The 23243-nt window shown below is 66.6% G+C and carries 22 protein-coding genes; 5 read left to right on the forward strand and 17 right to left on the reverse strand.

Going from position 1 to position 23243, the window contains the following annotated elements:
• Positions 1-5: 5 nt before the first annotated feature.
• The 8 genes from hflX to dusB all read right to left on the reverse strand — a co-directional run bounded on the left by hflX (position 6) and on the right by dusB (position 10040).
• On the reverse strand, positions 6-1391 hold the full coding sequence (gene hflX, locus GGR25_RS03505) for a GTPase HflX (RefSeq protein ID WP_183397312.1): 1386 nt from the start codon (positions 1389-1391) through the stop codon (positions 6-8).
• The gene (gene hfq / locus GGR25_RS03510) at positions 1391-1645 is read right to left on the reverse strand and encodes an RNA chaperone Hfq (protein WP_183397313.1); all 255 of its coding nucleotides are present in this window, start codon (positions 1643-1645) and stop codon (positions 1391-1393) included. Before hfq ends, hflX begins: the two co-directional genes overlap by 1 nt.
• 147 nt (positions 1646-1792) lie before the next feature.
• Positions 1793-2668 carry a D-amino-acid transaminase gene (locus tag GGR25_RS03515; protein ID WP_183397314.1) on the reverse strand — a complete coding sequence of 292 codons (876 nt, stop codon included), beginning with the start codon at positions 2666-2668 and terminating at the stop codon, positions 1793-1795.
• Between the two features lie 101 nt (positions 2669-2769).
• Positions 2770-4134 (reverse strand): nitrogen assimilation response regulator NtrX, encoded by a 1365-nt coding sequence (gene ntrX / locus GGR25_RS03520; protein ID WP_183397315.1) that lies wholly within the window; start codon positions 4132-4134, stop codon positions 2770-2772.
• A gap of 12 nt (positions 4135-4146) precedes the next feature.
• Entirely contained in the window at positions 4147-6417 is a 2271-nt protein-coding gene (locus GGR25_RS03525; RefSeq protein ID WP_343067958.1) for a sensor histidine kinase NtrY-like, read from the reverse strand.
• Between the two features lie 116 nt (positions 6418-6533).
• On the reverse strand, positions 6534-7976 hold the full coding sequence (ntrC, locus tag GGR25_RS03530) for a nitrogen regulation protein NR(I) (RefSeq protein ID WP_183397316.1): 1443 nt from the start codon (positions 7974-7976) through the stop codon (positions 6534-6536).
• A 1-nt stretch (position 7977) separates the two neighbouring features.
• Complete coding sequence (locus GGR25_RS03535) at positions 7978-9105, reverse strand: two-component system sensor histidine kinase NtrB (RefSeq protein WP_183397317.1); 1128 nt, start codon at positions 9103-9105, stop codon at positions 7978-7980.
• Positions 9102-10040, reverse strand: a complete 939-nt coding sequence (gene dusB, locus GGR25_RS03540) for a tRNA dihydrouridine synthase DusB (protein ID WP_183397653.1) — start codon at positions 10038-10040, stop codon at positions 9102-9104. Before dusB ends, GGR25_RS03535 begins: the two co-directional genes overlap by 4 nt.
• Before the next feature lie 235 nt (positions 10041-10275).
• Between dusB and GGR25_RS03545 the strand changes: the two genes are divergently transcribed.
• Complete coding sequence (locus GGR25_RS03545; RefSeq protein WP_183397318.1) at positions 10276-11472, forward strand: bifunctional 2-C-methyl-D-erythritol 4-phosphate cytidylyltransferase/2-C-methyl-D-erythritol 2,4-cyclodiphosphate synthase; 1197 nt, start codon at positions 10276-10278, stop codon at positions 11470-11472.
• The gene (locus GGR25_RS03550; RefSeq protein ID WP_183397319.1) at positions 11469-11963 is read left to right on the forward strand and encodes a CinA family protein; all 495 of its coding nucleotides are present in this window, start codon (positions 11469-11471) and stop codon (positions 11961-11963) included. Before GGR25_RS03545 ends, GGR25_RS03550 begins: the two co-directional genes overlap by 4 nt.
• Before the next feature lie 7 nt (positions 11964-11970).
• Here GGR25_RS03550 and GGR25_RS03555 read toward each other — a convergent pair whose 3' ends face one another.
• Positions 11971-12288, reverse strand: coding sequence for a hypothetical protein (locus tag GGR25_RS03555; RefSeq protein ID WP_183397320.1), 318 nt, complete (start codon positions 12286-12288; stop codon positions 11971-11973).
• 202 nt (positions 12289-12490) lie between these two features.
• Between GGR25_RS03555 and GGR25_RS03560 the strand changes: the two genes are divergently transcribed.
• A complete protein-coding gene (locus GGR25_RS03560; RefSeq protein WP_183397321.1) occupies positions 12491-12748 on the forward strand; it encodes a YjhX family toxin in 258 nt (85 codons plus the stop codon).
• A 93-nt stretch (positions 12749-12841) separates the two neighbouring features.
• Here the strand turns inward: GGR25_RS03560 and GGR25_RS03565 are convergent, their stop codons facing one another.
• Together GGR25_RS03565 and GGR25_RS03570 are read right to left on the reverse strand one after the other, a co-directional pair.
• Positions 12842-14764 carry a PAS domain S-box protein gene (locus GGR25_RS03565; RefSeq protein ID WP_183397322.1) on the reverse strand — a complete coding sequence of 641 codons (1923 nt, stop codon included), beginning with the start codon at positions 14762-14764 and terminating at the stop codon, positions 12842-12844.
• A 21-nt stretch (positions 14765-14785) separates the two neighbouring features.
• Positions 14786-15535: a cyclic nucleotide-binding domain-containing protein gene (locus GGR25_RS03570; RefSeq protein WP_183397323.1), complete on the reverse strand. Its 750-nt coding sequence runs from the start codon at positions 15533-15535 to the stop codon at positions 14786-14788.
• Between the two features lie 140 nt (positions 15536-15675).
• On the opposite strand from GGR25_RS03570, the gene GGR25_RS03575 reads away from it, so the two are divergent.
• Positions 15676-16410, forward strand: coding sequence for a response regulator (locus GGR25_RS03575; protein ID WP_183397324.1), 735 nt, complete (start codon positions 15676-15678; stop codon positions 16408-16410).
• Between the two features lie 7 nt (positions 16411-16417).
• On the opposite strand, the gene GGR25_RS03580 is transcribed toward GGR25_RS03575, so the two are convergent.
• The 4 genes from GGR25_RS03580 to GGR25_RS03595 form a co-directional block, all read right to left on the reverse strand.
• The gene (locus GGR25_RS03580) at positions 16418-16906 is read right to left on the reverse strand and encodes a hypothetical protein (RefSeq protein ID WP_183397325.1); all 489 of its coding nucleotides are present in this window, start codon (positions 16904-16906) and stop codon (positions 16418-16420) included.
• A 105-nt stretch (positions 16907-17011) separates the two neighbouring features.
• The gene (gene hemN, locus GGR25_RS03585; protein WP_183397326.1) at positions 17012-18412 is read right to left on the reverse strand and encodes an oxygen-independent coproporphyrinogen III oxidase; all 1401 of its coding nucleotides are present in this window, start codon (positions 18410-18412) and stop codon (positions 17012-17014) included.
• 123 nt (positions 18413-18535) lie between these two features.
• Complete coding sequence (locus GGR25_RS03590; RefSeq protein ID WP_183397327.1) at positions 18536-18949, reverse strand: GtrA family protein; 414 nt, start codon at positions 18947-18949, stop codon at positions 18536-18538.
• 69 nt (positions 18950-19018) lie between these two features.
• Positions 19019-20044, reverse strand: coding sequence for a glycosyltransferase family 2 protein (locus tag GGR25_RS03595; protein WP_343067959.1), 1026 nt, complete (start codon positions 20042-20044; stop codon positions 19019-19021).
• A 496-nt stretch (positions 20045-20540) separates the two neighbouring features.
• Here GGR25_RS03595 and GGR25_RS03600 point away from each other — a divergent pair, with 496 nt between their 5' ends.
• Positions 20541-20948: a VOC family protein gene (locus GGR25_RS03600; RefSeq protein ID WP_183397329.1), complete on the forward strand. Its 408-nt coding sequence runs from the start codon at positions 20541-20543 to the stop codon at positions 20946-20948.
• Between the two features lie 9 nt (positions 20949-20957).
• On the opposite strand, the gene GGR25_RS03605 is transcribed toward GGR25_RS03600, so the two are convergent.
• Both GGR25_RS03605 and GGR25_RS03610 read right to left on the reverse strand, forming a co-directional pair.
• Positions 20958-22430, reverse strand: a complete 1473-nt coding sequence (locus tag GGR25_RS03605; protein ID WP_183397330.1) for an NAD-dependent succinate-semialdehyde dehydrogenase — start codon at positions 22428-22430, stop codon at positions 20958-20960.
• 105 nt (positions 22431-22535) lie between these two features.
• Positions 22536-23243: an HAD family hydrolase gene (locus GGR25_RS03610; RefSeq protein ID WP_183397331.1), complete on the reverse strand. Its 708-nt coding sequence runs from the start codon at positions 23241-23243 to the stop codon at positions 22536-22538.

Below are 23243 nucleotides of genomic sequence, written 5' to 3' on the forward strand. Positions count from 1 at the left end.
GCCCGTCAGCTGGCGGCGCGGGCGTCCGGGAATTCCACGTGGAAGGCGGTTTCGTGCTTCTCGGGAACGCGGATGGAGATGCGGGTGGTCCCGTCCTCCTCGTCGTGCCGCTCCATAACCTCGCCGAGCTCGTAGAGGCGATGCAGCTTCGATAGCGCGGCGTCGGCAAGCCTGACCTCGAAGGTCAAGCGGTCCTTGTTCAGCCGGTCCTCGATGAGCTGCAGCAGCGCCGGGATGCCCTCGCCGGTGAGCGCCGAGATGGGGACGATCGCCGGACGGCCCTTCTCCGCCGTCAGGCGGTCCATCGGGCGCGCGTCGGGCGGCAGCAGGTCGATCTTGTTCCAGACCTCGATGAGCCGTTCGCTGTCGCCGATCTCGATGCCGAGTTGCTCCAGCACCTTCATCACGTCCTCGGACTGCGCCTCGCTGTCCTCATGCGCGATGTCGCGCACATGCAGGATGAGCGACGCCTCAACCACCTCTTCGAGCGTGGCACGGAAGGCAGCGACGAGATGCGTCGGCAGGTCCGAGATGAAGCCCACCGTGTCGGACAGGATGACCTCGGTGCCGTGTGGCAGGACGAGCCGGCGCAGCGTCGGATCGAGCGTCGCGAAGAGCAGGTCCTTGGCGAGGATGCCGGCATTGGTCAGCGTATTGAACAGCGTCGACTTGCCGGCATTGGTGTAGCCGACCAGCGCGACGATGGGATGCGGCACCTTGCGGCGGCTCTCGCGCTGCAGGCGACGCGTGCGGACGACGGTTTCGAGCTCATGCTCGATGCGCGAGATGCGCTCCTGCAGCGCGCGCCGGTCCGCCTCGATCTGCGTCTCGCCGGGGCCGCCGAGAAAGCCGAAGCCGCCGCGCTGGCGCTCAAGGTGGGTCCAGGAGCGGACGAGCCGGCTCTTCTGATAATTGAGATGGGCGAGTTCGACCTGAAGGCGGCCTTCGCGGGTCTGCGCGCGCTCGCCGAAGATTTCCAGGATCAGGCCGGTGCGGTCGATGACCTTGGCATTCCAGGCCTTTTCGAGATTGCGCTGCTGCACGGGCGACAGAGCGTGATCGACGACCACGAGACCTGCCCCGCGCTCGGCCACGATCGCGGCGATCTCGTCGACCTTGCCGCTACCGAACAACGTCGCCGGCCGCGGCGCGGAAAGCGGTACCGTTTCGGCGCCGACAATGTCGAGGTCGATCGCGGCCGCGAGGCCGACGGCCTCGTCGAGCCGCGCCTTGCCGCCACGCTCGTTCAGGCGGGCATCTGCCGAACCTCGCCGATGGCGCGCGCTGCGCAACGGCACGAGGACGAGCGCCTTGTCGGCATCCCGCTCCACGGCCTCGTCTTCGGTGTCCGGATGCTCGGCGTCATCCGGAAACTCCGTTTCCTCGATCATCAGGCTCCCGATCGGTCGCCGTCTTCGCCGGGCTCAAAGAGCTGGACCGGCGCGCCCGGCATGATCGTCGAGATCGCGTGCTTGTAGACGAGCTGCGAATGTCCGTCGCGCCGCAGGAGGACGCAGAAATTGTCGAACCAGGTGACGATGCCCTGCAGCTTCACGCCGTTGACCAGGAAGATCGTCAGCGGGGTCTTGCTCTTACGGACATGGTTCAGGAACGTGTCTTGAAGGTTCTGTGCGCGGTCCGCCATTCGTGTCTCTCACGCCTCGACTTTGTTGGGGACGACAGTCCCGACGGTCGCGCAGGTCGCGACCTGCGAAACAGTTTGCCCGCTTAATGGGCGCACGTCACCCCGGAAATGCAATGCAGCACTGATTTTGCAGTGCAGTATGGCGTCTCAGCCATGCGACCAGCGCGGCGCACGCTCGGCGGAATCGTGAAATGCCTTGCGCAATGCGGTCGCGACGCTGCCGGGCGCGCCATTGCCGATCACCTGATCGTCGATCTTGACGACCGGCGTCACGATGGTCGTGGCGCCCGTGATGAAGGCCTCACGCGCACGCTTCGCCTCCTCCACGCTGAACTTGCGCTCCTCGACCTTGACGCCGAGTCGCGCGGCGACCTCCATCAGAACCGTGCGCGTGATGCCGCGCAGGATCCCATGCTCGGCCGGCCGCGTCACGAGCGTCCCGTCCGCCGTCACGATCCAGGCATTGGTCGAAGAACCCTCGGTGACGTTGCCATCCGCGTCGTAGAGCCAGGCCTCATACACCCCCGCATCACGCGCGGCCTGCTTGGCGAGCACGTTGGGCAGCAGGCCGACCGTCTTGATGTCGACGCGGTCCCAGCGATTGTCGGGCAGCGTGATGACGGCGATCCCCGTCTCGGCCGAATGGTCATGGACGCTGCGCGGCACCGACTTCGCCGTCACGACGAGCGCCGGCTCGGTCTCCGGCGAAGGGAACGGATGGTTGCGCGGCGCGACGCCGCGCGTGATCTGGAGATAGACGAGCCCGTCGCGCACATGGTTGCGGCGCACGACCTCGCGCAGCACGACGCCGAGCGCGGCGCGGCTCATCGGCATGCGGATGCGAAGTTCGGCGAGCGAGCGAATCAGGCGGTCGATGTGGCGGCGCTCGTCGGTGAGGAAACCGTCCCGGATCTCGCACACCTCATAGACGCCATCGGCGAACTGATAGCCGCGATCCTCGACATGGACGGCAGCTTCGGCGTGGCGGACATAGCGGCCGTTGACATAGGCGATACGGGACATGATGAGGCCTGAGAGCGGAGTGGAATAGTGCGGGCGAAGCATAGCCGCGTTCGCGCGGTTTTGCGAAGCGCCCGGGATGACGCCGGCGTGCCGGATGCCGATCAGCCGACGCCGAGCGACTTGAGCTTGCGGTGAAGTGCCGAGCGCTCCATGCCGACGAATTCCGCCGTGCGCGAGATGTTGCCGCCGAAGCGGTTCACCTGCGCCGTAAGATATTCGCGCTCGAAGATCTCGCGCGCATCGCGCAGCGGCAGCGACATCAAATGCTCGCCGCCCCGATTGGGCGTCGTCGGCAGCAATTCGCCGACCTCCGGAGGCAGCATATCGGCCGTGATGAGCTGGTTCTCGTCGCCGCGCGCCAGTATCAGCAGCCGTTCGATATTGTTGCGCAGCTGGCGGATATTGCCCGGCCAGTCATGCGCCTGGAGCACGGCCAGCGCATCGTCGCCGACCTTGCGCACCGGCAGCCCGGTGGTCACCGAGATCTGCTGGATGAAGTGCTGCACCAGCGAGGGAATGTCGTCGCGGCGTTCGGCCAGAGCCGGCACGCGGAGCGGCACCACCGACAGGCGGTGGAAGAGATCCTCGCGGAAGCTGCCCTCCTGGATCTCCCGCTCGAGGTCACGCGCGGTCGAGGAGATGATGCGCACATCGACATTGACGCGGGTCGTGCCGCCGACGCGCAGGAAGTTCTGCTCGATCAGGACGCGCAGGATCTTGCCCTGCGTCTCGCGCGGCATGTCAGCGACTTCGTCGAGATAGAGCGTGCCGCCATGCGCCTCTTCGAGCGCGCCGATCTTGCGCGGACCGCCATCGACATTCTCGGTGCCGAACAGCTCGTGCTCCATCCGGTCCGGCGTGATCGCCGCGGCATTGAGGACGATGAAGGGACCGGACGCGCGATGCGACGCCTCGTGGATCGTGCGCGCCACCGTTTCCTTGCCGGCGCCGGACGAGCCCGAGATCATGATGCGGCTGTTGGTGGGCGCGACGCGCTCGATCGTCTGGCGGAGATGGTTCATCGCCACCGACGAGCCGATCAGCGCCGAGGTATCGCCCGCCCGCTGGCGCAGTTCCTTCACCTCGCGGCGAAGCTTCGAGGCTTCGAGCGCGCGCTCGGCGACGAGCACCAGCCGATCGGCCTTGAACGGCTTCTCGATATAGTCATAGGCGCCGCGTTTGATGGCGGAGACCGCCGTCTCGACATTGCCGTGACCGGAGATCATGACCACGGGCACGTCGGGATATTGCGCCTTGATCGTGTCGAGCAGGGTGAGGCCGTCAATGCGGCTGCCGGTCAGCCAGATGTCGAGAAATACCAGATTGGGCCGGCGCATCTCGATCTCGGCCAGCGCCTTGTCCGTGTCGCCGGCGGTGCGGGTGCCGTGGCCTTCATCCTCCAGGATGCCGGCAACCAGTCCGCGGATATCGGCTTCGTCGTCAATGATCAAAATATCAGAAGGCATGGTTCTGCTTCTTCAGTTTGGCGCCGTAGCGGCAGCTTCCGGCACGACGGTCCGATCAGCCGGATCGGCGATCGGCTCGACGCGCGGTAGCGAAATGCGGATCATGGCGCCCCTCCCTCCGGCCGCCACGGCGGGTGAATCGAGGAGTTCCAGCGTTCCGCCGTGCTCCTCGATGATCTTGCTGACGATGGCGAGACCGAGCCCCGTGCCCTTCTCGCGCGTCGTCATATAGGGCTCCAGCAGCCGGTGGCGATTCTCCACCGGCAGGCCGATGCCCGTATCGATGACCTCGATGATGTTGCGCTCGCCCTCGACCCGGCCGAGCACGGTGATGCTGGCGCCGGCTTGATCTTCGGGCGGCAGCGCCGCGATCGCCTCCGTCGCGTTCTTCACGACATTGGTGAACACCTGCGACACCAGCCGAGGATCGAACTGCCCCATCATGGGCTCATAGGGCAAGTCCGTGCGGAAAGTGATTTCCGGATGCGCGACTTCCTGCAGGAACACCGCCTCGCGCACGGCCTCGCCGAGATTGCGCTTCTCCATGGTCGGCTTCGGCATACGGGCGAAGGACGAGAACTCGTCCACCATGCGCCCGATATCGCCGACCTGCCGGATGATCGTGTCCGTGCACTGGTCGAACACGTCCTTGCCCTCGGTCACGGTCTTGCCGAAACGGCGTTTCAGCCGCTCGGCGGAGAGCTGGATCGGGGTCAGCGGGTTCTTGATCTCATGCGCGATGCGCCGCGCGACGTCGGCCCAGGCGGAGCTCCGCTGGGCGGCCACGAGGTCGGTGATGTCGTCGAGCGTGATGACGTAGCCGTGCTGGCTCGATTCCGCCGCCTCGGTCGTGACGCGGACATTGATGATGCGCTCGCGCCCGTCGCGCACGATCGTCACCTGATCGCGGTGCTCGGCGCGATAGGCATCGCCGAGCGTCGCTTCCATGACGCCGTGGAGCTCCGGCGCGACTTCGAAGATCGACCGGCCGACAATGTCGCCGGAGCCGAGCACGCGCAGCGCGCCGCGATTGATGATCGTGACCGTGCCCTGCGCATCCGTGCCGATGACGCCGGCGCTGACGCCGGCGAGCACCGCTTCCGAGAAGCGGCGGCGCGCGTCGATCTGGGCGCTCGCGGCCATCAGCTCGGCGCGCTGGCTGCGCAGCTCCGCCGTCATGGTGTTGAAGGTCGCGCCGAGCGCGCCGAGATCGCCATCCGCGCTGCGGAACGGCACGGTGACCTCGAGATTGCCGCGGCCGATCTCGTCGGCCGCATCAATGAGGCGGCGGATCGGCGAGACGAGGCGGTTGGCAAGGCCGATGCCGAGCCAGATCGCCGAGAGTAGGAGAACGAGGGCGAGGCCGAGATACAGCACGCCAAACGCGATCTGGACGCCGAGGCGCGTCGCGGCGAGGCTCTTATATTCGTCGACGCTGGCGCTCGTTTTGGCGATATAGGCGAGGACCTTGGGATCGATCTCGCGGGCGATGTAGAGGAACACATCGTTGTAATTGTCGAGGCGAACCACGCCGCCGATGACATTGGTTTGCCCCGGCGGGATCAGCACCGGCTGGCTCCCCGGCTTCGCCGCCTGATCCATGGCGTCTTGGGGCGGGGGCGGAAAATCGGCCGAGAACTGGTAGTCGGACTGGGCGATCATCTCGCCATTCGGCTTCACCAGATAGACGCCGGGCACGCCGCGCAGCGCCGCGATCGAGTTCATGAACTTCTGGAACTGGTCCGGATCATTGACGAGCAGCGTCTGCGCGCGCTCGAAATCCGTCTTGAGGCTCATGATGTCGACCTTGAGCGCACGCGTATGGTCGTCCGCATAGGCCTGGGCGATCTGCAGCGAGGTGTCGACGATCGAGCGCGTTCGCTCCGAGAACCAGTGGTCGAGCCCCCGGTTGAGCGTCACCGACGCGACGATCGCCATGATGATCGCAGGCACCACCGCGACGATCGAGAACAGGCCGACAATGCGGATATGCAGCCGCGCTGCGGCACGGCCGCGCCTCCGGGCGCGTATCAGCACGCCGACCTCGATCGCGGTTTCCACGACCAGCAGCGCCGTGAGCAGGCCGTTCACGACCAGCGCCCAGAAGACGACCTGCTCCGTCGGCTCGATGGGCGTGAGACCCATCAGGAGGAAGAGCGAGGCGCCGGCGCTCGACAGGGCGAGCACCACGGTCACGTAGCCGGCACCGCGCACGGTCAGGCGCCGGCGCTTCGGCTCCTGCTCGGTAGAGATCGGGGCTTGGGTATCTGCGACGGCCGTCACGAAAGGTGCCCTCTCGTCCGGCGCGTCACGGTTGGTCTCGAATCCGACATGCGCCGAAGCTGAGACCGAATTGCAACATCATTGTGGCGAAGCGGCAACAGCCGCCTCACTTATCCTCAGCGCGAAGACCGGATCACCTGCACGTCCAGGTCCCGGATCTTCTTGCGCAGCGTGTTGCGGTTGACGCCGAGCAGCTCGGCCGCCTTGATCTGGTTGCCGCGCGTGGCCGCAAGCGCCGTGCTGATCAGCGGATACTCCACCTCGCGCAGGATGCGGTGATAGAGCCCCGGTGGGGGGAGATTGTCGCCGAAGCCGTGGAAATAGGCCGCCAGATGGCGCTCCATCGAACCGGCGAGCGTGTCCTCCATCGCCGATTCCGGCGCGGCGAGGCTCACCGCCGGCTGGTCGAGCTCGGTGTCGATGATGTTTTCGGTGATCGAGTCCTGCGGATAGAGCGCCGCCAGACGGCGAATGAGGTTCTCGAGCTCGCGCACATTGCCGGGCCAGCGATAGCGCTTCAGCCGTTCGATCGCGGACGGCTCGATCTGCTTGTGCGGCAGGCCTTCCTTTTCGACGAGCGCGAAGAAGTGGCGCACGAGATCCGGAATATCCTCCGAGCGCTCGCGCAGCGGCGGCAGGCGAATCGGCACGACATTCAGGCGGAAGAACAGATCCTCGCGGAACATGCCCTGGTTGATGAGGATCCGGAGATCCTTGTTGGTCGCTGCGATGATGCGCACATCGGTCTTGATCGGCGTGCGACCGCCGACCGTCGTATATTCGCCCTGCTGCAGGACGCGCAGCAGCCGCGTCTGCGCCTCCATCGGCATGTCGCCGATCTCGTCGAGGAAGAGCGTGCCGCCCTCGGCCTGCTCGAAGCGGCCGGCCGAGCGCGCCTGCGCGCCGGTGAAGGCGCCCTTCTCATGGCCGAACAGCTCGCTTTCGATCAGATCGCGCGGGATCGCCGCCATGTTGATGGCGACGAAGGGTCCGGTGCGGCGCTTGCCATAATCGTGCAGCGCGCGGGCGACCAGTTCCTTGCCCGTGCCGGATTCGCCGGAGATCATGACCGTCAGGTCGGTCTGCATCAGCCGCGCGAGAACGCGATAGATGTCCTGCATCGCCGGCGAGCGGCCGACGAGCGGAATATTGTCGCTGCCCTCGTCGACATGGCTCTCCTGCCGGCGCAGCTTCGGCTCGGCGAGCGCGCGCCCGACGATCGAGATCAGCTCCTTCAGGTCGAACGGCTTCGGCAGATATTCGTAGGCGCCCTTCTCCGAAGCGCGGATCGCCGTCATGAAGGTGTTCTGCGCGCTCATCACGATGATCGGCAGTTCCGGCCGCGCCCGCTTGATGCGCGGGATCAGGTCGAAGGCGTTCTCATCGGGCATGACGACGTCGGTGATGACGAGATCGCCCTCCCCCTGGCTGACCCAACGCCAGAGCGTGGCCGCGTTGGACGTCAGGCGGACCTCATAGCCCGCGCGCGAGAGCGCCTGGTTCAGGACCGTACGGATCGCCGCGTCGTCGTCGGCGACCAGAATGTTGCCGATCGGCATGTCACTCATCCTTGTCGGTGGGGAGCGCGCCCGGATAGGCCGGCATCAGCACGCGGAATGTCGTTCTGTTCTGTTGCGACTCGCATTCGATCACGCCGCCATGGTCGCCGATGATCTTGGCGACCAGCGCGAGGCCGAGGCCCGTGCCATTGGTCTTGGTCGTGACGAAGGGATCGAACAGATGCGGGAGGATCTCGGGCGGCACGCCGGGGCCGTTGTCGCGCACGGAGAATTCGAGCGGCAGCGTGACGCGATTGGCCGAGCCCGGAACCGAGAGACGGATGCCGGGCCGAAACGCCGTCGTCAGAAGGATCTCGCCGTCGATATCGTCACCGATGGCCTCGGCGGCATTCTTGACCAGATTGAGGAAGACCTGGATCAGCTGGTCGCGGTTGGCGAAGACCGGCGGCAGCGACGGATCATATTCCTCGATGATGCGGATGTTGCGGGCAAAGCCGGATTGGGCGAGCCGCTTCACATGCTCGAGCACCACATGGATGTTGACGGGCTCACGCTCGATCGGCCGCTCGTCGGAGAAGACTTCCATGCGGTCGACCAGCTTCACGATGCGATCGGCCTCGTCGGTGATCAGCCGCGTCAGCGCGCGGTCATTGTCGTCGACCGAGGATTCGAGCAGCTGCGCGGCGCCGCGAATGCCCGAGAGCGGGTTCTTGATCTCATGCGCCAGCATCGCGGCGAGGCCGGTGACGGAGCGCGCCGCGCCGCGATGGGTCAGCTGGCGATCGATCTTCTCCGCCATGGTGCGCTCCTGCAGCATGACGACGACGGCGTTGGGGCGCTCCAGGATCGGCGAGGCATAGATGTCGACGATCCGTTCGGAGCCATTGCGCGGCGTTCCGACATCGACGCGATATTCATTCACCGCCGAGCCGCGCATGCGCACCTGCTCGATCAAAGCGAGCAGCGGGCTGCCGAAGGGCACGAAATTGGCCAGCGGCTGCCGGCGCAGCATCGCAATCGACACCTGGAAGAAATCCTCGGCGGCGCTGTTCGCCTCGCTGACATGGCCGTCGGCATCGACGAGGAGCACCGGATGCGGCAGTGCGTCGAGCAACAGCGCGGCGCTGTTTTCGGTCGCCTTGCGTGCCGCGGGTGTGGGTACGCTCATGCCGCCCTCCGGAGCGACTCGGCGCTCAAATGGTTGCCGAGCAGCGCGACGACCCGCGCCGGACGCTTCTCGGTCAGGATCGCCAGCCGTGCCGCCTCGTCGAGGCTTCCGGCCGGCAGGCGTTCGATGGTCCAGGCGAGATGCTTGCGGGCCTGGCGCACGCCGACGATCGGCCCGTAGAGCTCCACCATCTCCTCGAACTGCGCGATGAGCAGTTCGACAAGCGCGTCGCCCGTCGGCGCCTCCGGCATCGTCCCGGTCCGGCAATAGGCCGCGACATGGCCGGGCAGCCATGGACGGCCATAGGCGCCGCGGCCGATCATGACGCCGTCAGCGCCGGAGCGCGCGAGCGCCGTCGCGGCGTCCTCGACCGATTCGATGTCGCCATTCACGATCAGCGGAATCGAGATCGCCTCCCGGACGGCGCGCACCTTCGACCAGTCTGCCGAGCCCTTGTAGAACTGGCAGCGCGTGCGGCCATGGACCGTGACCATCGCGACCCCGGCGGCCTCGGCGCGGCGGGCGAGTTCCGGCGCATTGATGGAGGCATCGTCCCAGCCGAGCCGCATCTTGAGCGTCACGGTGACCGGGCTCGCGGCGATCGTCGCCTCGATCAGCGTCAACGCATGGTCGAGATCGCGCATCAGCGCCGAGCCGGAATAGCCCGTCGTGACCCGCTTGGCGGGGCAGCCCATATTGATGTCGATGATATCCGCGCCGGAATCGGCTGCGGCGCGGGCGCCCTCGGCCATCCAGTGCGCCTCGCGCCCGGCGAGTTGCACGACATGAAGCGCATTGCCCGTTGCCTCGGCGCGGAGCAGCGTCTCCGGGCTGCCGATGGCAAGCTCTTCGCTCGCCACCATTTCGGACACCACGAGCCCGGCACCGGCATCGGCGGCGATGCGCCGGAACGGACGATCCGACACGCCGGACATCGGCGCGAGGATCACGCGATTGCCGATCTCGACATCCCCGATGCGCAGCGGCTGCGCCAGCTGGCGCAGCAGGGTTGAGTTTTCGATCAATTGACTACCGAATAGGCATGGCTATGGCTGCCCACATATTAGTCAGGGATTGCGGCGCGGCAAGAGTCTTGTTGCACGCCCAGCCGAAATCTCCGATCCATGCGCGGCAAGCGGTCCAGATACACAGGCACGACGGAAGCAAGCCATGCCAAAAGCCGATCCCGAACGTGTCGTCGCGCTCATTGTCGCGGCCGGACGGGGTGTGCGCGCGGGCGGCGGAATACCGAAGCAGTATAGGGCCGTCGCAGGCAAGGCCATAATCCGGCACACGGCGGAACGATTTGCCGCGCATCCGCGGATCGATGCCGTGGCCGTGGTCATCCATCCCGACGACCGCGCGCTCTATGACGAGGCCCTGGCCGGCCTCGAAGGGCTCGCCGCGCCGGTCGCCGGCGGCGCCAGCCGGCAGGAATCGGTTCTCGCCGGGCTCGAGGCGCTCGCTGGCTTGTCGCCCGACCGGGTGCTGATTCACGATGCAGTGCGCCCCTTCGCCTCGCATGGGCTGATCGACCGCGTCATCGATGCGCTCGACGAGGCCGAAGCCGCGCTGGCCGCCTCGCCGGTCACGGACACACTGAAGCGCGGCGCGGAAGACATCGTCGCCGACACGGTGCCGCGCGAAGGCCTGTTCGCCGCGGAAACACCGCAGGGCTTTCGTTTCGCCGCGATCCTCGATGCGCACAGGCGCGCGGCCGAAGCGGGCATCCCCGTCACCGACGATGCCAGCATCGCCGAATGGGCGGGGATCGCGGTCCGCCTGGTTCCGGGCGAGCGCGGCAATGCGAAGCTCACCACGCCGGAGGATATCGCCATGGCCGAGGAGCGGCTGAATCCGTCGCTGCCGCGCGAGACGCGGGTCGGCACCGGCTATGACGTGCATCCCTTCACCGATGGCGATGCCGTCTGGCTCGGCGGTATCCGCATTCCCTATGGCAAGCGCCTCGCGGGCCATTCGGACGCCGACGTCGCGCTGCACGCTCTAACAGACGCGGTGCTCGGCGCGATCGCGGAAGGCGATATTGGCACGCATTTCCCGCCTTCAGACCCGCAGTGGCGCGGCGCCTCGTCCGACCGCTTCCTGGCGCATGCGGTCAAGCTGCTGCGCGCGCGCGGCGGGCGGATCCTCAATCTCGACCTCGCCATCGTCGCGGAAGGACCGAAGGTCGGCCCGCACCGGGACGCGATGCGCGCCCGCATCGCGGAGATCGCCGGGGTCGGCATCGGCCGCGTCGCGGTCAAGGCGACGACGAACGAGAAGCTCGGCTTTGTCGGCCGCGGCGAGGGCATCGCCGCAATTGGCACGGCGAGCGTGAGCCTGCCCGCCTCGGAGGATGAATCATGACCGACCTGACGCCGCTGCTGCCCGCCGCCGAGGCGCTGATCCGGCGCTGCACCGCGTCGGGACTGATGATCGCGACGGCCGAATCCTGCACCGGCGGGCTGATCGCCGGAACGCTGACCGAGGTGTCCGGCTCGTCATCCGTCGTCGATCGCGGCTTCGTCACCTATTCGAACGCAGCCAAGACGGCGATGCTCGGCGTGCCCGCGGACCTCATCGAGCAGGTCGGCGCGGTCAGCCGCGAGGTCGCGCTCGCGATGGTGGAAGGCGCCCTCGTCCGCTCGCAGGCGGATCTCGCCGTCGCCGTGACCGGGATCGCCGGCCCCAATGGCGGATCGGCCGAGAAGCCGGTCGGCCTCGTCCATTTCGGCGTCATCCGCAAGGGGCGTAGCGCCCGGCACGCCGTGCATGTCTTCGCCGGTCTCGACCGCTCGGGTGTCCGCCGCGCGACGATCGAGAGGGCGCTGGCCCTGCTCGCGGAAGAGGCCGGCTGACGCCGCCTCAGAGCCCGCCGCGCACCATCAGAGCGCCGGCGATCGAGAGCCGCTCGGCCGGCAGATCCCCTGCCCCTTCCGCCTCTCCAGCCTGGCGATACCAGTAGCGCGCATTCCAGTCGTCGCCCTCGGCGCGATGCAGATGCGCATGCACCCAGGCCGAGGCACGGTCCTCACCGTGCTGGACGAGCTCATGCGCGCCGTTCCAGTCGCCCTTCTCGGCGAGAAACAACGCCCGCAGCGGCGCCGGCCAGTGTCTGGGCGGCTCCTGGGCGGCCAGCGCATCCGAAAAGACGTCCGTGGCGGCTTGCTTGGTGTCGGGCATCGGTTCCTCCCGTTGCTGCCGCAAACCTTGCGCTTCCAGCGCGGGGTCGCTATCTCAATCGCGTCCCATAGGAGCGTGGATGTCAAGTTCGACTGAGGCCCGGTGAACCCTGCCCGTGATGGGCAGGGAAGAAAGCCCGCGATGCAACGCGTCGCGGCCCGCTTTGTTGCGGCTTTCTGCTACCGGATTTCCGACGGACATCATGAACATCTCACGATGCGAGCAGCGCGTGCTGCACGCCTTGGCCCAGGGCGGCCAGATCAACCATATCCGTGACACGAAGGGCGCCATCGTCGCCGTCGACTGCATGACGCGCGACGGCTTTCGGCTGGTCGACGGAACGATCGAACTCTTCAAGCGCCTGAAACGGCGGCGCCTCATCGCATCCCGCGGCGGCGCGCCCTACCGGATCACCCGCCTCGGCCTCGAGGCGGTCCGCGCACAACTCGACAACCGTTGACGAATAACGAGGGCGGCCGGATGACGGCCGCCCTCGGCAAGAAGATCGCCATCCGCCACGCCGATACCCGCCAGGGGCCCGACGGGCCAAAGCCTAGGGCGAATCGAGGATTTCGCGGAGGCGCAGGGCGAGTTCGCGCGCCGTATAGGGCTTCTTGAGCCAGCTCTCGTCCTGCGACAGTTCCCGGCCGGCGATGCTCGGTTCGGCATAGCCGGAGGTGAAGAGCACCTTGATGTCCGGCCGCATTTTCCGCGCCTCGCGCGCGAGCTCGTCGCCCGTCATGCCGCCCGGCATGATGACATCCGTGAAGAGCAGGCGGATCCGCGGCAGCGCGCGCAGCAATTCCAGCGCTTCCGCGCCGGTGCCGGCCTCGACTACCTCGTAGCCATTGTTCTGCAGCCGCGCGACGGCAACCCGGCGCACGCGCACATCGTCCTCGACCACGAGGATCAGTTCGTCGCCGCCCGGCAGCGCCTCGGGCTCCGCACCCGCCTGGCCGGCCGGCCCCGCCTTCTGCACGCCGGTGCTGGGCAGGAACAGCCGCACGCTGGTCCCCTGCCCCGGCTCGCTATAGAGTTGGACGTGGCCGCCCGACTGCTTGACGAAGCCATAGACCATGCTGAGGCCGAGACCGGTTCCCGAGCTGACGCCCTTGGTCGTGAAGAAGGGCTCGAAGGCGCGCTGCTTGACCTCCGCGGTCATGCCGCTGCCGGTGTCGGTCACCGAGACCAGCACGAAGGAGCCGCTGCGCACGCCCGGATACATTTCCGCATAGTCCCGGTCGAGCACGCTGCGCGAAACCTCGACCGTCAGCCGACCGCCCCTCGGCATCGCGTCGCGGGCGTTCAGGACCAGGTTGAGCAGGGCATTCTGCAGCTGCGAGCCGTCGATCAGCGCGAGATGCGAGCTTCCCGTCACCACGGTGCGCAATTCGACCGTCTCGCCGAGCGTCCGCCGCAGCAGGCCGGCGAAATTGGTGACGAGCTGCGCGACGTCGGTCGGCTTCGGATTGAGCGGCTGGCGGCGCCCGAAAGCGAGAAGCTGGCCCGTGAGCTTGGCGCCGTCGTCGGCCGCATCCTGCGCCTCGCGGAGCAGTTCGAGGATCTGGGGATCGGCCACGCGGCTCTCGATCATCTCCAGATTGCCGCTGATGACGGTCAGCAGATTGTTGAAGTCATGCGCGATGCCGCCCGTGAGCTGCCCGACCGCCTCCATCTTCTGCGACTGGCGGAGCTCCTCCTCCATGCGGTGGCGGCTGGTCAGGTCGCGGATGAAGCCGGTGAAGATGCGCCGGCCCTGCGAGATCGCCTCGCCGACCGCGAGCTCCATCGGGAAGGTCGAGCCGTCCTTCTTGCGCCCCGTGACGACGCGGCCATAGCCGATGATCCGCCGCTCGCCGGTGGTGAGGTAGCGATGGATATACTCGTCATGCCGTTCGCGATCGGGCGAGGGCATGAGAATGCGGACATTCTTGCCGCAGACTTCGGGGGCGCGGAAGCCGAACAGCCGTTCCGCAGCAACGCTGAAGGATGTCACGGTGCCGCTGTCGTCGACGACGATCATCGCCTCCGGCACGGTCTCGAGAATGGAGCGCAGATGCGCCTCGCGGCTCGCAAGATCGGCCTGCGCCTCGCGCAGACTGGAAATGTCGCTGTTCGTCTCGAGAAAGGCTGGCTGTTCGCCGTCCGCGACCGGCAGGGGAAGCCATCGACTCGCGACCCAGATTTCGCCACCGTCGCGATGGTGGTGGAGCAATTCGCCTTCCCAGGCGCCGAATTCCCGGACGGCGTCGAAAATGGCTTGCGGCGGCTCCGGATAGACGGTCGACAACAACTCGTCGACGTTTCGGCCCAAGGCCTCATCGCGCTTCCAGCCATAGAGCAGCTCGGCGCCGCTCGACCAGGCGCGGATACGCCCCTCGCGGCCATGAATGACGATGTTGGCGCCATCGAGAAGGCGGGCTACCTCATCGACGAGCGGACGGCCAGCATCAGCTGGCGCGGCTCTCTCGGACACGGCGCGTCACCTCTTCAAGCGTCAGTTCGGCCAAACCGCCTGATGGGTGTAGGCGGCGGAAGGGTTATGGTCCGCTTCGACTTCGCCTGCAAGGGTCGTCAACTTGTCGCTCTTGCGCACGATGATCGCGTGCCGGCCGCTCGGCGAAATGACGCCGCGGCTGGTCAGACGCGTCATGATGCGGGACACGGTCTCGATGGTGAGGCCGAGATAGTCGGCCATGTCCAGCCGCGTCATCGGCACCTCGACGACGCGCAGCGCCTGCCCGTCGCGATCGAGGCGCCGGGAGATCAGGAGGAGGAAGCTGCACACCCGCTCCTCGGCGCTCTTGCGGGCGAGAAGGACCATCTGGTCCTGCGCCGCGGCCATCTCGTCGCAAAGCCGCGCGAAGAGCTGGGGACGAAGCTCCGGGGAGCGGTTGATCTCCTCCTGGAAGCGCTGGCGCGCGAAGCGGCGAACCTGGATGCGGGTGACCGCTTCGGCGGTATAGAGGTAGCGATCCTTCAGCGAGACGCCGATCAGGTCGCCTGGATACATGAAGCCCGTGATGACGCGCCGGCCATCGCCGAGGATCTTGTAGATGCGCAGCACGCCCTCGACGACCTCGAAGACATGATCGGCCTCGTCGCCTTCCCAGAACACCGCCGTGCCGGCCTCGAACTTCTCGATGGGCTGGCGGCTGAACAGCCCCTGGAGCGTCGGACGCTCGGCCTCGCAGGGGACCTGCCGGACGAAGTGGTTGACCGCAGCGATCGAATCTTGGGACAGCATGATGGGGCTCCACATCGGGTCGCGATGCAGCCATTTGTGGTCCTCCGCGTGACGACAGATCGATGCGCGTGTTAGCGTGAGTGCCAATTTGTGACGGACTGTAACAAGGCGTGCCGGAACGACCCGGCCAGATACGGCGCATGAGCGACGCAGCTGAACGCACGGAGCACATCCTGGTGGTCGATGACGACCCCAGGATCCGCCAGATGCTCGTGCGTTATTTCGAAGGGGAATCGTATCGCGTGACCGCCGTCGCCGACGGCAAGGCCATGCGCGAGGCGCTGCGCGAGCGTGCGATCGACGCGATCCTGCTCGATCTCGTGCTTGGCGGCGGCGAAGACGGGCTCGAACTCGCGCGCGAAGTGCGCAGCCGTTCCGATGTGCCGATCATCATGCTCACCGGGCGCGACGACGTCGTCGATCGCATTGTCGGCCTGGAGATAGGCGCCGACGACTACATCGCCAAGCCGTTTCACCTGCGCGAAGTGCTCGCGCGGCTGCGCACCATCCTCCGGCGTCGCCGTCCCCGTCCCCTAGCCGAGCCAGAGGCGCGGCCCGGCGACGTGATCCAGTTCGATGGCTGGCGGCTCGATGTCGGCCGGCGCGAACTGCACGACGCCGCCGGCGAGGCGATCGCGCTCACCACGGGCGAGTTCGACATCCTGATGGTGCTCGCGCGCCAGCCGGGCCATGTCTTCTCGCGCGAGACGCTCATGGACCTCACGCGCAGCCGCTCTCTCGAGGCGTTCGACCGCACGATCGACGCGCAGATCGCGCGGCTGCGCAAGAAGATCGAGCGCGATCCGGCCAATCCGAAGCTCGTCAAATCGGTGCGCGGGATCGGGTATGTGTTCACCGGACAGGCCGACGACTGAGGCCGAACTATCGGGGCGCTGACGCCGACCGCGCCGGCGGGGCGCCGCCGCTGTCCGGCAGCCTGACCTTGGGCGTCGCCCGCAGCAGGAAGTTCACCTCCTCGGGGGCCGCATCGGCCGACAGGGTCTGCTCGGAATCGTCGGCGAAATGGATGTGGATCGACGGGCAGCCAGCCTGCCGCGCGCAGTCGGCAACATAGCGAAAGAGCTCCTGCCCCACGCCCACGTCGTCCGCGGCGCTCGCGACGACGAAACAGGGAACTTCCAGCGCGTCGTGCCGCAGAAAATGCCCCGGCCGCACGATAATCGCGAGGCCCTGGACGTAGCCGCGCGTATTGGAGACGACGGCGATCTCGCCAGCGCCGTGCCACCGCGAGCGCAGACAGCGATCGCGCCACCCCTCCAGATCGAGGCCCGGCTCGGACAGCCGCGCAAGCACAAAGGCGCCCTCGATCTGTTCCTCCGCGATGGGATGAGTTTCATACGCCTTGGCCATGTGCCGTTCCCTCGCCGCTGCGCCGCGATCCGGTGTCTGTTTCGTTGCCGACTTCCCGCATGGGCAGGCGCCGGGGCATGATGGGCGCTCTCGGCGCCGCTCGCTCTAGATGCTGCGGCTGTGCCGGCCGGCGCTGCGATCGAGATAGCGATCGAAGACGGCGCAGACCGAGCGCACGAATGGCCGTCCCCGCTCCGTCACCGACACACGTCCGTCACGCAGCACCACCAGCCCGTCATCCACGAACGCCCGCAGATTCTGGATCTCCGTGTCGAACGCTCCTTCCCGCAGCCCGAAGCGGGCGGCGATCTCGCCGAGATCGACCCGGAAGCTGCACATCAACGTTTCGATGATGGTCCTGCGCATCCGGTCGTCGTCCGAGACAGCGATGCCGCGCGCGACGGGCAGGCGTCCTTCCGCCAGCGCGTCGCGCCATTCGGGGATCCGCGTCGCATTCTGGATATAGCCGCCATCGAGCCGGCCGATGGACGAAGCGCCGAGTCCGACCAGCGCCTCGGCCTCGTCGGTCGTATAGCCCTGGAAATTGCGATGCAGACGCCCATCGCCAGACGAAACCGCGAGCTGGTCCTCGCGCGATGCGAAATGATCGAGCCCGATCTGGACGTAGCCCGCCTCGACGATCAGCGCCGCCGCGACGGACTGCTGGGTGAAGCGCTCCGCCGCATCCGGAAGGGACGCATCGGCGATGAGCTTCTGGGCCGGCTTCATCCAAGGCACATGCGCATAGCCGAAGAGCGCGAAACGATCGGCGCGGAGCGGCAGCACATCGGCGATCGTGCGGGCGATCGTCTCGGTCGTCTGGTGCGGCAGGCCATACATCAGGTCGAGATTGATCGAGTCGACTCCGGCCTTGCGGAGGCGTTCGACAGCGCGTTCCGTCAGCGCGAAGGGCTGGATCCGGTTGATCGCCGCCTGAACGCGCGGATCGAGGTCCTGGACGCCGAGGCTGGCCCGGTTGAGGCCGTTCGCCACCGCGACGTCGACCCATTCGCCTTCGAGGACGCGCGGATCGATCTCCGCGGCGATCTCGCAAGCCGCGTCGATCGAGAACTGGCGGCGGAGGGCCACGAGGATGCGTTCGAGATCACGAGGGGACAGCGCATTGGGCGTGCCACCGCCGAAATGGATCGACGAAACGCGCGCGGCATGGCCGATGGCGTGGCGCACCAACGCCATCTCGCCGAGTAGCGCATCGACATAGTCCGAGAGCGCGCTGGAGCGGTTGGTCACCTGCGTATTGCAGCCGCAGTACCAGCACAGCTGCTTGCAGAACGGGATGTGGAGATAGAGCGAGATCGGTTTGTCACGGTCTATGGCGGCAAGCCAGTTCCGATAATCGCCCTCACCTATGCCGGCGTGGAAATGCGGCGCGGTCGGATAGCTCGTGTAACGCGGCACGCGCGCATCATATTTTTCGAGGAGGACCGCATCGGGCGCAGGGCTCCAACGGATGCAATCGCTCTTCAATTCGCAGGCCGCCTTCATATCAAATACCTCGTGAGGACATCGATATGCTTGGCGATTACGGGAATTTTGCCTTGATCCGGATCAAGCGGCCGATGTTTGCCACCGTTCGCGCTCTGCGACGACAGGCGGCAAGACGCGCGGCTAAGGCTGCCGACCGTCCTGACGGGCCCGGAAGATGAAGGTCCTGGAGATGTAGTAGTTAAGCACGAGCGTGACGCACATCGCGACGAAGATGCGCCCGCAATCCCAATAGAACCCGGCAGGCGTCACCAGCGCCGCCACCGTCACCACGACATAGCGCACGGGCAGCAGGAAGGCGCAGTTGAGCGCGAACTGAAGGAAACTGCGCCAGGTCGGCCGGACCCCGAAGGTCCAGAACGCCTGGGCGAGATAGCCGATCCCGAGCCCTGCGGACCAGCCAGCCGCCAGCGCGATGGGCAAGGCCGCGCCGAAATAGAGCGCCGTCGTGGTGCCGAGAAAATCGATGCCGGCGCCCATGGCACTGACGATCACGAACCGCAGCGCCCGTACCCACCGTCGAACGAAGGCGATCAAGGACGTTCCGCCAGATCGAACCTGTCCATTCCACCCCGCCCTACCAATCGTGCCGGCACCGCGACGCTTTCAATCACGATTCGAATCCATCCGATGACGCTCGAAATTCAGCGTCTCCTCGACGATGAAGCGGGGGCGACGCTTGCTCTCCATATAGATCTTGCCGATGTATTCGCCGATGACGCCGATCGACAGCAACTGAATGCCGCCGAGAAAATAGAGCGGAATGACGGTCGACGCCCATCCCGGCACGGCGAAATTCAGCGAGTGCGACACCAACGCCCAAGCGGCCAGTAGGAATGAGAGAGCCGAGATCACGAGCCCGGCGATGCTGATCCAGCGCAGCGGGCGCGTCGAGAACGACGTGATGCCGTCGATGGCGAGGCCAAGCATCCGGCGGAGCGGATATTTCGATTCGCCGGCGAGGCGGGGCTTGCGGTCATATTCGACCTTGGCCGTCCTGAAGCCCAACTGCGGAATGATGCCGCGCAGGAAGAGGTTCACCTCGCCGAATTCGCGCAGCGCCTCGACGGCGCGTCGGCTCATCAATCGATAGTCGGCGTGGTTGAAGATGATGTCGACGCCGAGAGCGTGCAGAAGCCGATAATAGCCCTCGGCGGTGAGGCGCTTGAACTGCGTGTCCGAATCGCGCGCGCCCCGAACGCCATAGACGATGTCGGCGCCCTCGCGGTTCGCCTCGATCATCCCGCGGATCGCGCCGAGATCGTCCTGCAGATCGGCGTCGATCGTGATCGTCAGATCGCCTGGCGCGGTCAGGATGCCGGCGAGCACGGCGTTCTGGTGGCCCCGGTTCCCGGAGAGCTTCAGGCCCGACAAGAGGCGATCGCCGCGCGCCAGCTGGGCAATGAGGGACCAGGTGCGGTCGCGCGAGCCGTCATCGATGAATAGGATCCGGCTTTCCTCGGCGACCAACCGCTCGGCGATCAGATCCTGCAACAGGGATTTCAGCGCTGACGACGCCGCCGGCAGAACCTCTTCCTCATTGTAGCAGGGCACGATGATGGTCAGAGCCGGCGGCGGCTGGCCGGACCCTCCCTGAAACGGATTGCCCTCTCCAGATAGATCAGGTTTCACGTCATCCCGCGCCACAACGCCCACCACGCACAACCCCGACAAGATTCCCCGTTGCCTCATACTACAGAAGCGAGCGGCGAACAGTATGCGGGTGAGTGGTGCCGAGGCCGATCGATATGCATCGGCCGCATTGAAGAGCTGGTGCGGAGCGAATGGCCCTGGATCAGGAAATGACCATCGCGCCAGCGGCGAGCGTGGTGCCGATGATGCTGCCGAACATCAGAGCGATAATAAGAGCGAATGTCGTGCGCATGATCATGACCCCAAGTCTCGCGCGTCAATCCAAGTCTCGCGCTTCGTGAGAAGAGGTGTAGACCCGCTCGCAACCTTCGGCAGTGAACGCCGTCACCATGATTTCGCCACACGCCTTAAGCGTCCGTATCGACGGAACCTGCGCTTGCGCTCGGCCGTTCCAGACGAGAGGATCGATGTCCGGTGAAGCCGATCGTGACGGTGCCTGGGCAGGGCTCCCGTCGCGTCACCCTGGAGAAGAGCCATGACCGATCGATCGCGGCTGTTTCCGTGCCTTCGCTATCGCAACCCACGCCCGGCCATCGATTTCCTCGTGGCTGCGTTCGGATTCGCGATCCATTCCATTCACGAGGGTCCCGACGGCACCATCGCGCATGCGGAACTGCGCTTCGGCAATGGGTTGCTGATGCTCGGCGGATTCGATGCCGATGCCGTCGCCGCCGGGCGCACCGTGACAGGCGGCGCCGGCAGCATCTATGTCTGCGTACCCTATGTCGACGCGCATCACGACAAGGCAGCTGCCGCCGGCGCCGTGATCGCACGGCCGCCGGAGGACACGCCCTACGGTTCGAGGGAATATTCCTGCCGCGATATCGAGGGCTATGAGTGGCACTTCGGCAGCTACGATCCGCTCGCCGCCGACGAAAGCTGAGCAACTGCCTCAGCGATCGAGGCCGGCGACGAGAAGGTATTTCTTCTCGACGAACTCGTCGATGCCGTGATGCGAGCCCTCGCGGCCGTTGCCGCTCTCCTTCACGCCGCCGAAGGGCGCAAGTTCCGTCGAGATCAGGCCGGAATTGATGCCGACCATGCCGTATTCCAGCTGCTCGCCGACGCGGAAGATCCGGCCGATGTCGCGCGAATAGAAATAGGCGGCGAGGCCGAATTCCGTATCGTTGGCCGCGTGGATCACTTCCGCCTCGGTTTCGAAGCGGAAGACGGGCGCGATCGGCCCGAACGTCTCTTCGCGCGCCAGGATCATGTCGGCGCGGGCGCCCGCGAGCACCGTCGGCTCGAAGAACGAGCCGCCGAGCGCATGGCGATGTCCGCCGAGCACCACGCGCCCGCCCTTGGCGATGGCGTCCTTGAGGTGCTCCTCGACCTTGGCGATCGCCTTGTCGTTGATCAACGGGCCCTGCGTCACGCCATCGGCCGTGCCGTCGCCGACCTTCAGCTTCGCGACGGCGGCGGTGAGCTTCTCGACGAAGGCGTCGTAGATCCCGGACTGCGCATAGAGGCGGTTAGCGCAGACGCAGGTCTGGCCCATGTTGCGGAATTTCGAGACCATCGCGCCCTCGACCGCCGCATCGAGATCGGCGTCGTCGAACACGATGAACGGCGCATTGCCGCCGAGTTCCAGCGCGACCTTCTTCACCGTGCCGGCCGCCTGGCGCATCAGCGTCTTGCCGACCTCGGTCGAGCCGGTGAAATTCACGAGACGGATGGCGGGATGCGAGGTCAGCACGCCGCCGATCGCCCGCGACTCGCCGGTGACGACGTTGAAGACGCCCTTGGGGATCCCTGCCCGGTCGGCGAGTTCGGCAAGCGCCAAAGCCGTGAGCGGCGTCTCGCCAGCCGGCTTGAGCACCACCGTGCAGCCCGCCGCCAGCGCCGGTGCCGCCTTGCGCGTGATCATGGCCGCCGGGAAATTCCAGGGCGTGATGGCGCCGACCACGCCGGTCGGCTGGCGCAGCACGAGGATGCGCGCATCGGCGCGGTGGCTCGGCAGCGTCTCGCCGGCGATCCGCTTCGCCTCCTCGGCGTAAAACTCGATATAGGACGCGGCATAATCGATCTCGCCAAGCGCTTCGGCGAGCGGCTTACCCTGCTCGGACGTGAGGATCAGCGCGAGATCGTCGCGATGCGCCATGATCCGCTCATACCACTGGCGGATCAGCTTGGAGCGCTCCTTGGCCGTCTTCGCGCCCCAGGGCTTGAACGCGGCGGCGGCGGCATCCACGGCCTTGGTCGTCTCGTCCGCGCCGAAGCGGGGCACGCGCCCGATTACCGCGCCGCTCGCCGGATTGGTGACGTCGATCTCGCCCTCGCCGACCCAGGCGCCATCGACATAGCAGCGCGACTTGAGCAGCGTTGGATCGACGAGGTTCAGTTCGGTAACGACGGCTTTGTCCATGGCGGGTTCCTCGATCTGGTCCGGGCGCGGGTCAGCCTTCGGGCACGACCGTGCATCGGCGCTGTAGATAGCGTGCCGCGCCGGCCGGCGCCACCGAAGGCGGCGCTAAAGCGCCTGATGCGCGAGGAGGTCCGGAAGTTCCATGATGGAGGCGATCACGTGGTCGGCATGCGGCGCCATCGCCTCTTCCGACAGATAGCCGCTGGTCACGCCGATCGCGAGGACGCCGGCCGCGCGCGCGGCGTCGAGATCGTGCATCGTGTCGCCGATCAGCGCAGCCTCGGCCGGGCCAACGCCGAAACGGTCAAGAAACGCATGGATCTGGCCGGGATCGGGCTTCCGGCCATGGCCGGAATCGTAGCCGATGATCGCGTCGAACAGATGATCGAGGCCGAGCTTCTCGGCCTGGGCCCGCGCACCGGATTCGGTGTCGTTGGTGATGATGCCGAGCAGATAGCCCTCGGCCTTGAGCAGTGTCAGCAGGCTGTGCGGATCGCCGATCGGCGCGACCGAGGCGAGCGCGCCGGCGTTGAACAGCGCCGAAAGCCGCACGGCGAGCGCCTCGGGATCGTCGTCGCCGAGCGCCGGGGCGAACTCGACCGCGATGTCGTCGACGGTGCTGCCCACGAATGGCGAGGTCGGCATGATCGTGGCGCTCGCGCGATCGAAATGCAGGATGCCGGCGAGCCGCGTGTGCAAACCATCATCGTCGCCAGCCAAAGTCGCCAGGACGGACGCCGCGGCGCCGTTCCATGTCAGCGCGAAATCGACCAGCGTCCCGTCCTTGTCGAACAGCAGCGCGCGCAAAGCCAT

Source organism: Kaistia hirudinis, assembly GCF_014196455.1.
GTDB classification, from domain to species: domain Bacteria; phylum Pseudomonadota; class Alphaproteobacteria; order Rhizobiales; family Kaistiaceae; genus Kaistia; species Kaistia hirudinis.

What these genes read in the sequence shown, in the direction of transcription:
- hflX (WP_183397312.1), bottom strand. Translation starts at nt 1,391, where the DNA reads ATGATCGAGGAAACGGAGTTTCCGGATGACGCCGAGCATCCGGACACC.
- hfq (WP_183397313.1), bottom strand. Translation starts at nt 1,645, where the DNA reads ATGGCGGACCGCGCACAGAACCTTCAAGACACGTTCCTGAACCATGTC.
- GGR25_RS03515 (WP_183397314.1), bottom strand. Translation starts at nt 2,668, where the DNA reads ATGTCCCGTATCGCCTATGTCAACGGCCGCTATGTCCGCCACGCCGAA.
- ntrX (WP_183397315.1), bottom strand. Translation starts at nt 4,134, where the DNA reads ATGCCTTCTGATATTTTGATCATTGACGACGAAGCCGATATCCGCGGA.
- ntrC (WP_183397316.1), bottom strand. Translation starts at nt 7,976, where the DNA reads ATGCCGATCGGCAACATTCTGGTCGCCGACGACGACGCGGCGATCCGT.
- GGR25_RS03535 (WP_183397317.1), bottom strand. Translation starts at nt 9,105, where the DNA reads ATGAGCGTACCCACACCCGCGGCACGCAAGGCGACCGAAAACAGCGCC.
- dusB (WP_183397653.1), bottom strand. Translation starts at nt 10,040, where the DNA reads ATGTCCGGCGTGTCGGATCGTCCGTTCCGGCGCATCGCCGCCGATGCC.
- GGR25_RS03545 (WP_183397318.1), top strand. Translation starts at nt 10,276, where the DNA reads ATGCCAAAAGCCGATCCCGAACGTGTCGTCGCGCTCATTGTCGCGGCC.
- GGR25_RS03550 (WP_183397319.1), top strand. Translation starts at nt 11,469, where the DNA reads ATGACCGACCTGACGCCGCTGCTGCCCGCCGCCGAGGCGCTGATCCGG.
- GGR25_RS03555 (WP_183397320.1), bottom strand. Translation starts at nt 12,288, where the DNA reads ATGCCCGACACCAAGCAAGCCGCCACGGACGTCTTTTCGGATGCGCTG.
- GGR25_RS03560 (WP_183397321.1), top strand. Translation starts at nt 12,491, where the DNA reads ATGAACATCTCACGATGCGAGCAGCGCGTGCTGCACGCCTTGGCCCAG.
- GGR25_RS03570 (WP_183397323.1), bottom strand. Translation starts at nt 15,535, where the DNA reads ATGCTGTCCCAAGATTCGATCGCTGCGGTCAACCACTTCGTCCGGCAG.
- GGR25_RS03575 (WP_183397324.1), top strand. Translation starts at nt 15,676, where the DNA reads ATGAGCGACGCAGCTGAACGCACGGAGCACATCCTGGTGGTCGATGAC.
- GGR25_RS03580 (WP_183397325.1), bottom strand. Translation starts at nt 16,906, where the DNA reads ATGGCCAAGGCGTATGAAACTCATCCCATCGCGGAGGAACAGATCGAG.
- hemN (WP_183397326.1), bottom strand. Translation starts at nt 18,412, where the DNA reads ATGAAGGCGGCCTGCGAATTGAAGAGCGATTGCATCCGTTGGAGCCCT.
- GGR25_RS03600 (WP_183397329.1), top strand. Translation starts at nt 20,541, where the DNA reads ATGACCGATCGATCGCGGCTGTTTCCGTGCCTTCGCTATCGCAACCCA.
- GGR25_RS03605 (WP_183397330.1), bottom strand. Translation starts at nt 22,430, where the DNA reads ATGGACAAAGCCGTCGTTACCGAACTGAACCTCGTCGATCCAACGCTG.
- GGR25_RS03610 (WP_183397331.1), bottom strand. Translation starts at nt 23,243, where the DNA reads ATGGCTTTGCGCGCGCTGCTGTTCGACAAGGACGGGACGCTGGTCGAT.